Consider the following 13,065-nt stretch of genomic DNA (forward strand, 5'->3'; position numbering starts at 1 on the left):
CGACCAGATTCCATAAGGAAGAAGTGGTTTATTTCAGGGGTTGGATATCTGCAATCCACTGGTATCCGACCCCTCGGACATTGCGAATGGAATCTTCCCCTAAGGCATCGCGCAACCGAACAATGGCATTATCAATGGTTCTTTCCGTAGGAAAACTGTCTTCGCCCACGATGACATCAAGGATTTCAGAGCGACTAAATACCTTTGAGGGATCACTGAGAAGTAAGGTAAGGAGGGAACAGTCACGTTTGGAAAGTAGGATGCTAGAACCATCCTTGTTTTTCACCAGGAAGGAATCCAAATGGATTTCTTTTGAATCCATCTGCCATTTTTGACCAAAATGGGGACGAGTGAGGGAAACTACCCTTTCTAAGCGTATGAGAAATTCTTTTAGATGGAAAGGTTTGGGGATAAATTCGGCAGCACCGAGTTCAAACCCACGGAGTCGTTCCTGGGCTCCTGCTTGGGCAGTTAAAAATAAAAAGGGAAGGTCCTTTTCAAGGGAAACCATCCTCTCTGCAAGTTCAAATCCATTCCCGTCTGGCAGACGTAAGTCGAGGACAACTAAATCAAACGAATTCGGTGCAAAAAGAGTTTCTGCTTCCGAAACAGTTTTTGCCCATTTCACTCGGTAGTAATCTTGTTCTAATCTTTCTTTTAAAGTCTCTCCGAGTCCTTCATCGTCTTCCACAAGTAAAATCCTTGGTTTCATACGACCTCACTCACACAAAGTTTGACTTTAAAACCGTACGAACAGTCCGGAAATTCGATTTTACCTTTCATCTTTTCGATCAATTTTTTCACGATATAAAGACCAATCCCACTCCCGCTAGTATTTGAATGGCGGAGAAAAGGTTGGGTGAGGTATTTTTTATTACCCGTAAAACCAGATCCATTATCTTCTAATAGAAAACAAATTCGATCCTTTTCTTGGCCAATCTGAAGTTTGATTTGGTTTGCTTTTCCATGTCGTTTTGCATTTTCAGTTAGGTTTTTTAACATGGCAAAAAATGCTTTTTTATCGAGGTATACTTTTTTTGTGAGAGGGATGGATACTTCCCATACCAGATTTGGTTCATGATGGGAATAGGAATCTTTGATTTCTTGTAAGGTTAACGTTTCTAAGTAAAGAGCTTCCCCTTGCATGAGACTTGCCAGATAAAAGGCATTTCCCATTTGGGATTCAATTCGAAGGTTTTCTTTCCAAATTTTTTCTAATTTTCTTTTTAGTTCTAAGTCTTTTGTATCTTCCAATAGAACTTCAACTTGCAGTTGTAAGCTGGCAATTGGGGTTTTCATTTCATGAGTGACAGTGGAGAAAAAATCAGCAATAAGTTTCGAACGTTTGTGGTCTCTGTAGGATAAAACAGCGAGAGTCACACCACCAAGGGTTAACATAGATAGGAAAAATGACCCTTCTAGTTGTAACATCCGATTCACACGGTTTAGTTCAAACTGTCTTTCTAAACTGACAGAAATTTCAGAAATGGTTTTGGCTTGGCGAAACCCTAAAATCCACCACCAGACTCCGAGTGACAGAGTGAGGGAGAGCCAGGCCAGGGAAAAAAACATACGAAATTGTGCAGATCCTCTCAATTTTGCCTCTTAAATCAAGATAAGGGTAAGGGGAAGGACGACGAGCAAAAAAAGATGTTGTCACCTTGGCCCAACCCGAGAATTTATTTTTAAGGAGAACAACTTTGAACTTCGACGAAATCTCGAAACATCTTGGAAACGACGCGGAATCCCTCCTTGGATTCAAATCACCAAAAATCGCAAAAGAACTCATTCACGTACCTGGTAGCGACTGGGTAGACAGAATTTTTGCACCTACAGACAGGTCCATCCCTGTTCTCAGAAGCATTCAAACTTTACTCGGCCATGGCCGACTTGGTGGAACTGGATATGTATCCATCCTTCCTGTTGACCAAGGGATTGAACACTCCGCTGGTGCATCGTTTGCCAAAAACCCAATTTACTTCGATGGCGAAAATATCATCAAACTCGCAATAGAAGGCGGTTGTAATGGTGTGGCTACAACTTTAGGAGTGCTTGGTTCTGTGGCTCGTAAGTATGCTCACAAAATCCCTTTTATTTTAAAGATCAACCACAACGAACTTCTCACTTACCCAAACAAAAGTGAACAAATTTTGTTTGCGACTGTAAAACAAGCATATGACCAAGGTTGTGTTGCTATCGGTGCCACAATTTATTTTGGATCTGCTGATGCTGGTCGTGAAATCGTTGAAATTTCAAAAGTGTTCCAAATGGCACATGAACTCGGAATGGCAACGATCCTTTGGTGTTACATCAGAAACAATGCGTTTAAAAAAGACAAAGACTACCATGTTTCCGCTGACTTAACAGGACAAGCCAACCATCTAGGAGTAACCATCCAAGCGGATATCATCAAACAAAAGTTACCTGAAAACAATGGTGGTTACAATGTTCTCAACCAAGAGTCTTCTTACGGTAAAACTGATAAACGTATTTATTCTGATTTAACTTCTGAACATCCTATTGACCTCACACGTTACCAAGTAGCAAATTGTTACATGGGAAGAGCGGGACTCATTAACTCAGGTGGAGCATCGGGAGAAAATGACTTACAAGAAGCGTTAAAAACTGCGGTCATCAATAAACGTGCTGGTGGTATGGGACTCATTTCTGGTAGAAAAGCGTTCCAAAAACCAATGAAAGAAGGTGTGTCACTTTTACACGCGATCCAAGACGTCTATCTTTCAAAAGAAATCACAGTTGCTTAATGTAAATCATTGGGCTCATTGATTCCAATCAAACAAAGAAGGGCAGGGGTACTTGTATCTCTGTCCTCAATTGTTTCTAGGCATTCATTCGAATGTGGAGACATCTTTAGTTTATACCCACTTTGTGACTGGGCAAAGGACATTGGATTTAGTATCATCCAATTATTACCTCTCAATGATACTGGATATGGATATTCACCCTATAGTGCCATTTCAGCTTTTGCTATCGATCCATTATACATTTCTTTATACAAACTAGGCTTACCAAACAAATCACGAAAAAACCAAATCGTTACCTTACAAAACAATCCCACTCGGGTGCGTGAATTCAAAATAAAATACCTTAGAGAATTTTATCTTTCCCATCAAAAAGAAGCGATGAAAGAGGCGCTTAACTTTTTAGAAAAACAAACTTGGTGTTATTCGTATGTTTCATTTCGGGTATTGTATGAAACATACGAAGGTAAAAATTGGTGGGAGTGGCCAAAAGAATTCCAAGATCCCTATAATGCAAAAGACAAGGTATTCACAGAACAAAGAGAGGAAGCATTATTTTGGGTATATTTACAAAAAATCGCCTATGATCAGTTAAATGCCGCCAAACTTCACTTAGAGGATAATGGGATTTATTTAAAAGGAGATATGCCAATCCTTACTGCTCGTAATTCCTGTGATGTTTGGGAACACCCTGAAAATTTTTTCTTGGATTTACAAGCAGGGGCTCCTCCTGATCATTTTTCTCAAACGGGACAAACTTGGGGTTTCCCTGTTCTTAACTGGGAAGTGTTACAAAAAAGCCATTATAGTTGGTGGAAAGATCGTTTATTGTATTTAGAAAATTTTTTCCATTTGTATCGCATTGACCATGTGATCGGTATGTACCGCATTTGGGCCATTCCCAAAGAACACAGAACCGCATTGAAGGGATGGTTCCACCCTCAATTTGGAATAGAGACCAGTGAATTTTTAAAAGTTGGTATCGATCCAAAGGAAATGGAATCCCGCGGACTGATCCATGAATTCAAACCCAATCACTATATTTTTTATTGGGACTTCTGGAAAGAGGAAGGTTACCAGTCACTCCCAGAAGATACCAAAGCTAATTTATTCCCTTTGTCCGAACTGCATATCAATGAAGAAGAAAAACATTGGAGAAAAGCAGGGGAAGATATCTTAGAAATTTTTGAATCCTTTTCCTCCATGGTTCCTTGTGCAGAGGATTTGGGTTCTGTTCCTACTTTCATTCGTGAATCCTTGTTTGAGCGACAAATGATTGGAATCGATGTCGTACGTTGGACAAAATCATTCACAACGGGGGAATACATCGAAGAGGACCATTACCGGGAAAATGCAATTTCTGTTTTATCGACACATGACACTAGTTTGGTGATGGAGTGGTGGAATCAGGAAGGGGATGTAGAGCCTAAACTTCAGTTTTTCTTTGACCGTTTGGGAAAACCAAGACCCGAATCAGAAGACCAAATCTTAGAAGGGTTACTCGATTTTGTGTTCCAAACCAAAAGTTTATTTAGCATCCAACTCTTTCAAGATCTGGCCCTTGGTGTTTCCGATGTTTTACAGAATCCTGAAAAACACAGAATCAATTACCCAGGAACACCTGATCATTCCAATTGGACCTACCGATTTCCGATTCTCATAGAAGACTATGTGGAAGACTTTAAACGTAATTTTACCTTACGCAAACTCGTTCATTCATCTGGTAGAAATTAGAATTTTTTTAAATTTTGACAGAATCGTTCAAGTGGATTCTCACTTTGTTTGGTAAAGTGGAACCGTACTTTGGAGGTTCCCTTTGAGATTTGCAAAAGAAATGGCATTTTATTCTGCCTACCATCAAGAAAAACGAAATGTTTGGATTCACGTTTTAGGAGTACCAACGATTACGTTTACTCTTTTTGTTGTACTCAGTCGATTTTCGTTATTTGAATACAATGGTTTTTCCGTAACTGCATCTCTCGTATTTACCTTGGGAGTTTTAGGGTATTATTATACCTTAGATGTATTTTTTGCATTCATCGCAACACTATTGTTCGGTGGATTATTTCTGGCTGCGGAATGGATCACCGTGCAACTCCCATCCCAAACCGCATGGACTATTTTTGGAATTGGGCAAGTCGTTGGTTGGGGATCCCAGTTTTATGGGCATTTTATCTTTGAGAAAAGTAGACCAGCACTTTTCGACAATTTATTCCAAGCACTTGTTTCTGCACCACTCTTTGTCGTGGCAGATGTGTTCTTCGAATTAGGATATCGATCTGAATTAAAAAAAGCAGTGGAAGATGAACTAAAACAAAAAGGCGTTTGGAAAGACTTTAGCGTCCACAAAACCGCATAAATCAAATTTGAAATCTAAGGATTTTAAATCATATCACAAAAACAAACTTGGTGTAAATGAGACCCTCCAAGAAACAGGGAGGGTTTCACACCAAACATCTTTTTAAAGGTTCGAGACAAATGGGCTTGGTCACTAAAACCAGCTGCATGTGAAGCAGTTGTTAGGTTCTCTCCATTTTGTAATAACCTTGCGGCAATGTGCAATCGTTGCCAAAGTAAATACTGCCTAAGTGGGATTCCCATATTTTCTTTGAACAAATGCATAAACCGATCTTTTGAGATTCCCGTTTCGTTTGAGAGAATCGCTACATTGATTGGGTTTGGAAGTGTTTCTTTAATTTTTGTAAGGGCAATGTCAATTCTTGGATCCCAAGATTTGTTTGATTTTTGGGAACCAAGTTCTTCCAATATTTGTTCATAAATCAATTTCGCTTTTGGACAGTTTAAACCGCTGCCAAATAATGGTTCGGATAAGGATTGGATTCTTTGTATCGTCTCGGATTTTAACAGAGTATACGGGTCCTTCATTTCAATCTTTTTGTATTCATCCGATTTTGGATCCAATTGGATCACTACGATTTCCGTATGATTTGCTTCTAAGCGGTGAAAAAAATTAGGAGGGATGATGATTCCTTCTGTTTCAATGATTTGATTCTCTTTTGTGGTCAAACGAAATGGCAGTTGTTTGGAAACAAGAATGGAAACTGCATAATGAGAATGGGGTTCGGTGACAAGGCCTTGTGTGCCAAGGAGAATCCTCTCTCCGAAATAAAAAAGACTTCCCTTTCTCTTCTCAGCCATATACTAAAAAAATCTTTCATATGGTTTCAAAAAAGGCAAGGATTATCAAATGAAACATTGGATTCTAGGTTTCCTAATTGTACTCACAAGTGGCTCACTCATAGCTACGGAACGCGGGGAAGTTCCGTTTGAATGGAAACAAATTGGTACAAAATACGAGTACGATCCTAATTTCAGTTTTCCTGATGCAGAGTCTGTCGAATTGTTTGAGTCCTTATTGCGGATCAATTCCCAACTTTATTTCCAAACCAAAAATAAAGATAAAGAATACCACCTTTACCAATATGATTTACCAAGTAAAAAAATAACACCCATCTCTTGGGATAAGGGTAGGGTTCTTGGTTGGGCTCTGTGTAGTGACAGCATTTTTGTTCAAACAAAACAAAAGATATATGTTGTGTCGCAAGATTCATTTGTGATCAAAAATGAGTTCAACATTGCAAGTAAAACCAATGGTTGGAAGGATTTTGTATGTGTTAAAGATAAAATGGTTCGGTTGGAAAAAGACCAATTAGAAGTTTTTGATATAAATTCTATGGAGAAAGTATCGGAACTTCAGTTACCAATGAAATCAGTTCAAAGGATCATCAAACGGAATGATTCCGAAATCCTTTTGATTTCTTCTTTTGCAGGGAATACCATCCAGGTGTTTTCTTTAGAGGAAGGTACAACAACAAAAGAATGGAAATTCCCAACTAACCATAGAGCTCTTTTTAAAATGGCTGTCCTTAGTTCTGATCGATTTTTAATTTTTGATCCAATTACCAAAATTTATGGGGAGTGGTTTTTGTTTGATGAACATTTTTTTCCCATTGGAGATGGACTCTTCATTCGTTCCGACGAAAAAGCAGTTCGGTTTTCACCCATCAAATCGAATCTCGAATACCAATTGGATTTAACATCAACTTCCGACATCACTGAATCCAATTTCCATGTAATCCTTCCGAAAAAAGATACATATTCCCAGGAGTTAAGAGAAGAAACCTTTTATTCACCGAGTACATTCAGTTTGGATGATTCAGGAAATCGTACTCTCACAGTGAAAGTCCCTCCTATGCAAGAAGGAGAGTCAAAAACCATAACTGTGTATCGAGGGAAACTCACTCGTTATAAAATCCATTGGAAACTTGGACCCGAGTTGATTGTCAATCGAGAAGAAAGTGAATCCAAACATCCAAACGAACTCAGAGATGATTGGTTTGTCAAACTTGAGGATCCGATTGTTGTCTCAAAACGAAATGAATTGTTCCAAGAAAAAATTTCAATCAAAGAACTACTGATGGAAACATCCCAATATGTTTCTTCAATCCCTTATAAATCAGGCAAGTTTGAATCAGCACCTAATGTAATCCAAAAAAACAATGGTGGTTGTACGGAACATTCCTATGTCACCATGTCATTGTTACGTGGAAAGGGTATTCCTGCTAGGTTAGTATGGAATTATTTACCAACTGAATCTTCTGATGAAATGAGTTTTAATCATAAATTCGTTGAGGTATGGGTGAATGGTTACGGCTGGATTCCGATGGAACCCCTTTCTCCTCCAAAATCAAAACCAGGTGTGACTTATGCGAGGCATTTGGTATTTGCAGTTTTACCAACTCCTACACATCCAAAAATTTCAGGAGGGGATCGTTTGGTGCAACTGACAAAAGACCAACTTTCCTTGGGAAAAAAACTCAAAATGAAACTCACCATTTTGAAACAAGGAGAAGGATTACAAGGGGAAGAATCTCTTGAAATCCAACCCAATCAGATGCGAAATCGGGCGATCCAGTCGGGTGAAGAACTTGTGGTTCCTTAAATTGGAAACAAATTTAACTTACTTTCGTAAAACAAAGTTTTCCCCATTTTTGGGTCCTGATTTACGGATAAAGAGGCGTTTTTCAACAGATACACCAAGTAACACTTGGTAGATGTCTGTGAGAATTGGCCTTGATGAATAATATCCATGGCCAAGTCCACCCACTCCAAGCACTGGGTCATCCACTTCGTTTACATTGATCACATCCACTCCAGTATATTTAAAACACATGCCAGCTCTTGGACCACCATTCACTTTTTGAGAGGCAACTAATGCATTGTCTCCTGGAGAACAATACAAGGTGATCCTTTCTGCAGTATTGTTTAAATCAGATAAGATGAGTTCAAATTCGTTTTTGTCGAAGTCAGGGGCATTGAGGATGAGTTCCGAAAGAAATTGTTTTTTTCCTGATTTGGAAAGAGAGGCAAGGGAAGGTAAAACCACTTGGTGGCCCATACTATGAACCATTAAATGGATTTTTTTTCCAATGGAGGATATGGATTTTAGAAAATTAGCAAATGGTTCACGATTGATTTTTGCTTCTGTAAAGTTCAAATCATAGGTTGATTTCACCATCACCTGTCCAAGTATTCCAGCGTCAGCACCAGCAGGCCATGAATACACAACGACTTCCCCAGGGAATTTGAGGTCATATTTCATTTGTCCAGCTCGTAATACTGCTTCATCAAAATTGACATTAAATCCATGAACAAAAACTAATACTTCTTCACTGGCAGATGATTTTAACTTGGATAAAAATTCTCTGTCATCTGTATTCACTCGGCCTTTGAATTGGAAAAATGTGTTTTTATCTTGGTCATTATCCAAGGAAATATCACCAATGATATGTTTTGCGGGGACGTTTACGATACAAATCCCAAAATGTGGGTTTATATCGGTAATGAAACCAAAACTATTCCCATCACAACGATCTTTGGCTCCCATTTCCCTTCTTGTTGTAACAAAATGAACGTTAATAGTTTTTGTCTCATCAAAGGGATCAACCAATCGTTTGTTGATTTGTTCTCCAATTTTTGGTGCACAGGAAACGAGAAAAGATAAAGAAACTGCCAAACAAATCAATATGGTTGTGGAAATTCTCTTTTGTATACCAAAGGATGTGATTACGAGATCACCTTTTTTGGAAGAGGATTGGAACTGGTTCGTTTTGATAGTTTTCATTTGTATGAAAATCCTTTGATGAGTTTTGTAGGATTGATGTTTTTTCCGTCTTTGATGACTTCAAAATGTAAATGAGGACCAAAACAATACCCCGTACATCCCGAACGAGAAATGATTTTTCCGGCACTCACATAATCACCTTCTTTCACATAAAGTTTGGAATTGTGAGCATATAACGTTTGGTAGTTGTCGTCATGAGATAAGATGATGGCATTTCCATATCCACCCATCCAACCAGAGTAGGTGACTTTTCCTTTTCTTGCGGCATAGACGGATTCGTAATTGGCACGTAAGTCAAGTGCCATATGGAATTTATATTGTGGGTAGGAACGGGTTCCCCAACCAGAAGTGATGACTTTGGAAGACACGGGGATCCTCCAAACTGGGCCAGTATCTGGGATCACGGCGCCTGGTAAAAATACCTTTTGTCCAGACTTAAATAAATCATAATCTTCTAATTGGTTTTCTGCATAAATGTCATCAATTTTGACTTTATAATAGTCTGCTACTTTTGCCAGTGTATCCCCTTTTTTTAGTTTGTACATTAGGCCGTGTTTGTTTGGAATGTTTAGAATTTGGCCTGCTATGAGAGATACTTCTGGATTGATGCCAGAACTTCCTGCAATGGATTCAACAGATACCTTAAACCGACGTGCAATATCAGATAAGGATTCATTTTTTTTGACTTTGTATTGAGTGACTTTTAGTTTTTTATTTTTGTTGTCTGCGAGTTTGTCGAGTTCCGCTGACCGAAGGATCGCCATTTTTTTATCTTCGGTTTCTTGTAAGTATTTTTCGTCCGCTAGTTTTGCTTCCTTGTCTTTTGTATCATTTTCTTCTACCTCAGTGGACATACTGAGGAATTCTTTTTCCATCAAACTTTCTTCGTAAGTTTGTTTGTCGACAATGACGGAGAGTAAAAACGCTAATAAAAACGAAAAACCGAGTAGGGGTAAGATACGATACCGTTTGCGGTTGAGATCAATAGTGCCGTGTAAAACACTCGATTGCGATTGTAGGTTATAAAAATACTTACCTGGGGAAACTTGGATGACGTTTATGTTTCCCCAACGTAACACATGCTTGCCGATCGTAGACTTTTCAGGTGAACGAAGTAGCATGTGTTAAATGGAATTTAGGTTAGTCCTTTGAATCTAAAGATTTGATTCCGCCAAAAGATTCTTCCACAATCTTACGAACGTCTTTTTTCTGTCCGCCAGTGATTGTGATGTTTCCTTTTGCAACGACACCTTTTTGAAGTTCTAAATAAGGAGCAGTGATGTCACCTAACATACGTCCTGTCCCTTCTAATTTCACTTCGTTTTCGGCTTTGATATTGCCAATGAGGGTTCCGGAGACAATGACTTCTCTTGCACTGATATTGGTTTTGACCTTTCCAGTCTCTCCAATGACGAGAGCGTCTTCTGTTTTGATATCACCTTCGAATTTTCCATCGATTCTAAGTGAACCTGCGATATAAAATTTACCTTCAAATATCGACCCTGGTCCGATAACGCTGTTGATGGAATCCTTACCTATTGCCATTCCTGCTCCTTTTCCCCTTCTGTGAGAATCAAAATTTTCGGTCTATCTGACAAGCCTTTTTAGTAATCAATTTCCTCATCTCCGCTAAAGACTGAGTTTTTTCGTTTCGGAGGTTTGCCTTGTGTGGGTTTTTTCTCCACTTTGGTGTCTTGTTTTTTCTTCTCCACGACAATTTGGGTGGATTGGGGTTGTGGTTTGGATTCCACAACATTCCACGCGGATCCATGGTCGTTACAAACGTCTTTTGGAACCGTTTGGGGGATGAAATATTCTTCCAGTAGGTCATGGCATTGGCCACCAGGGAGTTTTCCAGACATTCGGCAGACAGTTCGTTTTGTGATTTTCACTTCCGCGAGCCAAGGGAATTCTTTGGCTGGTTCTTTTTCCAAGGCTCTTGCCATAAACCTTCCCCATACAGGAGCCGATAGTTTTCCTCCAGTCATCCCACGCCCGAGTGAAATGGTTCCCACATCATAACCAAACCATACCGAGGTGACAAGTTCTGGGGTATAACCCACAAACCAAGCATCCCTAAAATTGTTTGTGGTCCCGGTTTTTCCGTAGGCTTTTCGGCCAAGTCCATAAGAGAGGACACCTCGTCCTGTTCCTTCTTCCACAACATCTTTCATCATGGAAGTGATGAGAAAGGCAGCCTCTTTGGAAATGATTTGTTTTCGTTCCACATCTTCGTAGTCTTTGCGAAAGTCTTTAATGACTTTTCCTGCATTGTCTTCTACATACAAAACAGAGATGGGGTTCACAGTTTTTCCACCAGAGGCGAGGGCAGCATAAGCTCGTGTGAGTTCATAGGGAGTGAGTTCAAAGGATCCAAGGGAAACACTGAAGTTGTAAGGGATGTCCCTTCCTTGTAATTGTAATAAACCTCGGAGGCTATCCATCAAATTGGAAAGTCCCACTTGTTCTAAGACCCGCACAGCAACTGAGTTTTTTGATTGTTCTAATGCCTTTCGTAATAAAATAAACCCAGAGTATTCACTACTGTAATTTTCGGGAGCCCACTCATCTCCATCTTCCATTAGGTATTGTAAAGGAGAATCTGCAAAGAGTGTAGCAGGTGTTACATTTTTTTCTGGGTCTGGGTTTTTCCCAGAATAGTCCATTGCTGCCGCATACAAGATTGGTTTGAAGGCGGAACCTGGTTGGCGAAAGGCTTGGAATGGACGGATTTGTTGGTTGTCAGAACGAAAACCTGATCCACCAACAAGTGCTGTGATGTAACCAGTCTCTGGGCGAATGGCAATGAGTGATCCTTCGACAGGGAGTAAATGGTCCTTTGTACTTTGCGATGTGAAATTTTTGTCGAGGGTATCACCTAGATAGTCATCACCTACAAGTAAATTCAGGGCGTAAAATTCATCACGAATGTCCTCTTGGTAAGCAGAGGAAAAAGTACGTTCTATTTTAGATATTTTAAATTTAAATTCGGGTAAGTCATACAAATCAGCGATTAAAGAATAACCACTTCCATACAAATCATCAAAGGCATCAATGTTACGAAAAGCACGTTGGTTGGATTCAATCGTTTGCCTTTGTAATGCAGGGAGGAGGGCTTTTTCTGCTTCTTCTTGGTGGCGGATTTGGATCGTGGAATATATTTTGAGTCCACCATTGTACAACCGACTGGAACCAATCGAGCGAATTAGGTTTTTGCGGATGTATTCTGTGACATAGGGAAAACGATTGAGTCTGTCTGAAAATGCAGAATCATTGGGAGAACGATTTAGGTTTGTATAATATTCTTCTAAGCTCGCAAATTCTTTTTCGGCATCGGCAACAGTCATCCTTCCGTTTTCAACAAGTTTGCGAAAAACAACTCGCACTTTGTTCATACTGGATACTGGGTTGACAATGGGGCTAAACTGAGTGGGTCTTGTGGTTAGGCTTGCAAGGATGGCAGCTTCTCCCCAAGTTACATCTTGTACTTCTTTACGAAAGTAAAACCTGGAAGCAGCACCTACACCAATGGTTCCATGCCCGAGTGGGATTTCGTTTAAATACACTTCCAGAATTTTGTCTTTTGGGTAAACAAGTTCGAGTAAAATGGCAAGCCATGCTTCACGTGCTTTTCTTGCGATGGAACGTTCAATGGATAAAAACTTAAGCCTTGCGACCTGTTGGGTGATGGTGGATGCACCTTCTTTCACACGACCCGCCATGAGGTTTACCACAAAAGCCCTGGCTATCCCTTTGAGATCTATCCCGTTGTGAGAATAAAACGAATTGTCCTCGGTGGATAAAAAACATTGAATCACTTTGTGACGGTTATCAGCGGAATAGTCAGTGGACTCTGGTTTTAGTTCTTCTAATTTAACTGGGATACGAGAGAATTTATAATACTCGGCAATGGGTTCGTATTCCCCTTTATCGTTTAGCCCATATAAGGTGGAAGGGATATCGTATACGGCAGCCTCATCGAGACGAAAAAAATCTTTAATGGAACCAGTTAGTAAAAATACATTCAGAACCCCAAAACCCAAAATGGCAAGGAAGGTGTTCTTAACTTTTTTGTCTCCTGTCCAAATCCTTTCTGTAACGATTCGAAACCAAATGATAAAATACTTTTCAAAGAGCCCAACGGGTTCTTGTTTCATA

11 protein-coding genes are annotated in these 13,065 nt (G+C 39.6%); 4 read left to right on the top strand and 7 right to left on the bottom strand.

The features are described from left to right. Positions 1–28: 28 nt before the first annotated feature. On the bottom strand, positions 29–712 hold the full coding sequence (locus ND812_RS09610) for a response regulator transcription factor (protein WP_265375265.1): 684 nt from the start codon (positions 710–712) through the stop codon (positions 29–31). After that, entirely contained in the window at positions 709–1,572 is an 864-nt protein-coding gene (locus ND812_RS09615) for a sensor histidine kinase (RefSeq protein WP_265375266.1), read from the bottom strand. Before ND812_RS09615 ends, ND812_RS09610 begins: the two co-directional genes overlap by 4 nt. 128 nt (positions 1,573–1,700) lie before the next feature. On the opposite strand from ND812_RS09615, the gene ND812_RS09620 reads away from it, so the two are divergent. From ND812_RS09620 to ND812_RS09630, 3 genes are all read left to right on the top strand, one after another. Beyond that, positions 1,701–2,765 carry a class I fructose-bisphosphate aldolase gene (locus ND812_RS09620; protein WP_265375267.1) on the top strand — a complete coding sequence of 355 codons (1,065 nt, stop codon included), beginning with the start codon at positions 1,701–1,703 and terminating at the stop codon, positions 2,763–2,765. 9 nt (positions 2,766–2,774) lie between these two features. After that, positions 2,775–4,496, top strand: coding sequence for a 4-alpha-glucanotransferase (locus ND812_RS09625; protein WP_265375268.1), 1,722 nt, complete (start codon positions 2,775–2,777; stop codon positions 4,494–4,496). An 82-nt stretch (positions 4,497–4,578) separates the two neighbouring features. Then, complete coding sequence (locus ND812_RS09630; protein WP_265375269.1) at positions 4,579–5,121, top strand: Mpo1 family 2-hydroxy fatty acid dioxygenase; 543 nt, start codon at positions 4,579–4,581, stop codon at positions 5,119–5,121. A 23-nt stretch (positions 5,122–5,144) separates the two neighbouring features. Here the strand turns inward: ND812_RS09630 and ND812_RS09635 are convergent, their stop codons facing one another. Next, positions 5,145–5,921 carry a helix-turn-helix transcriptional regulator gene (locus ND812_RS09635; protein ID WP_265375270.1) on the bottom strand — a complete coding sequence of 259 codons (777 nt, stop codon included), beginning with the start codon at positions 5,919–5,921 and terminating at the stop codon, positions 5,145–5,147. Positions 5,922–5,970: 49 nt separating this feature from the next. Between ND812_RS09635 and ND812_RS09640 the strand changes: the two genes are divergently transcribed. Then, positions 5,971–7,725 carry a transglutaminase-like domain-containing protein gene (locus ND812_RS09640; RefSeq protein WP_265375271.1) on the top strand — a complete coding sequence of 585 codons (1,755 nt, stop codon included), beginning with the start codon at positions 5,971–5,973 and terminating at the stop codon, positions 7,723–7,725. 18 nt (positions 7,726–7,743) lie between these two features. Here ND812_RS09640 and ND812_RS09645 read toward each other — a convergent pair whose 3' ends face one another. The 4 genes from ND812_RS09645 to ND812_RS09660 are packed head-to-tail and all read right to left on the bottom strand — an operon-like array spanning position 7,744 to position 13,064. After that, positions 7,744–8,907 carry an alpha/beta hydrolase gene (locus ND812_RS09645; protein WP_407658500.1) on the bottom strand — a complete coding sequence of 388 codons (1,164 nt, stop codon included), beginning with the start codon at positions 8,905–8,907 and terminating at the stop codon, positions 7,744–7,746. Then, positions 8,904–10,028, bottom strand: coding sequence for a M23 family metallopeptidase (locus tag ND812_RS09650; protein ID WP_265375272.1), 1,125 nt, complete (start codon positions 10,026–10,028; stop codon positions 8,904–8,906). Before ND812_RS09650 ends, ND812_RS09645 begins: the two co-directional genes overlap by 4 nt. Positions 10,029–10,047: 19 nt before the next feature. Then, the gene (locus ND812_RS09655; protein WP_012388418.1) at positions 10,048–10,452 is read right to left on the bottom strand and encodes a bactofilin family protein; all 405 of its coding nucleotides are present in this window, start codon (positions 10,450–10,452) and stop codon (positions 10,048–10,050) included. 59 nt (positions 10,453–10,511) lie between these two features. Then, positions 10,512–13,064 (bottom strand): penicillin-binding protein 1A, encoded by a 2,553-nt coding sequence (locus tag ND812_RS09660; RefSeq protein ID WP_265375273.1) that lies wholly within the window; start codon positions 13,062–13,064, stop codon positions 10,512–10,514. Between the last annotated feature and the right edge of the window lies 1 nt (position 13,065).

The sequence above is a fragment of the Leptospira limi genome, assembly GCF_026151395.1.
GTDB lineage: Bacteria > Spirochaetota > Leptospiria > Leptospirales > Leptospiraceae > Leptospira_A > Leptospira_A limi.

Coding starts and splice junctions, on each gene's coding strand:
- ND812_RS09610 (WP_265375265.1), bottom strand. CDS start 712: ATGAAACCAAGGATTTTACTTGTGGAAGACGATGAAGGACTCGGAGAG.
- ND812_RS09615 (WP_265375266.1), bottom strand. CDS start 1,572: ATGTTTTTTTCCCTGGCCTGGCTCTCCCTCACTCTGTCACTCGGAGTC.
- ND812_RS09635 (WP_265375270.1), bottom strand. CDS start 5,921: ATGGCTGAGAAGAGAAAGGGAAGTCTTTTTTATTTCGGAGAGAGGATT.
- ND812_RS09640 (WP_265375271.1), top strand. CDS start 5,971: ATGAAACATTGGATTCTAGGTTTCCTAATTGTACTCACAAGTGGCTCA.
- ND812_RS09645 (WP_407658500.1), bottom strand. CDS start 8,907: ATGAAAACTATCAAAACGAACCAGTTCCAATCCTCTTCCAAAAAAGGT.
- ND812_RS09650 (WP_265375272.1), bottom strand. CDS start 10,028: ATGCTACTTCGTTCACCTGAAAAGTCTACGATCGGCAAGCATGTGTTA.
- ND812_RS09655 (WP_012388418.1), bottom strand. CDS start 10,452: ATGGCAATAGGTAAGGATTCCATCAACAGCGTTATCGGACCAGGGTCG.
- ND812_RS09660 (WP_265375273.1), bottom strand. CDS start 13,064: ATGAAACAAGAACCCGTTGGGCTCTTTGAAAAGTATTTTATCATTTGG.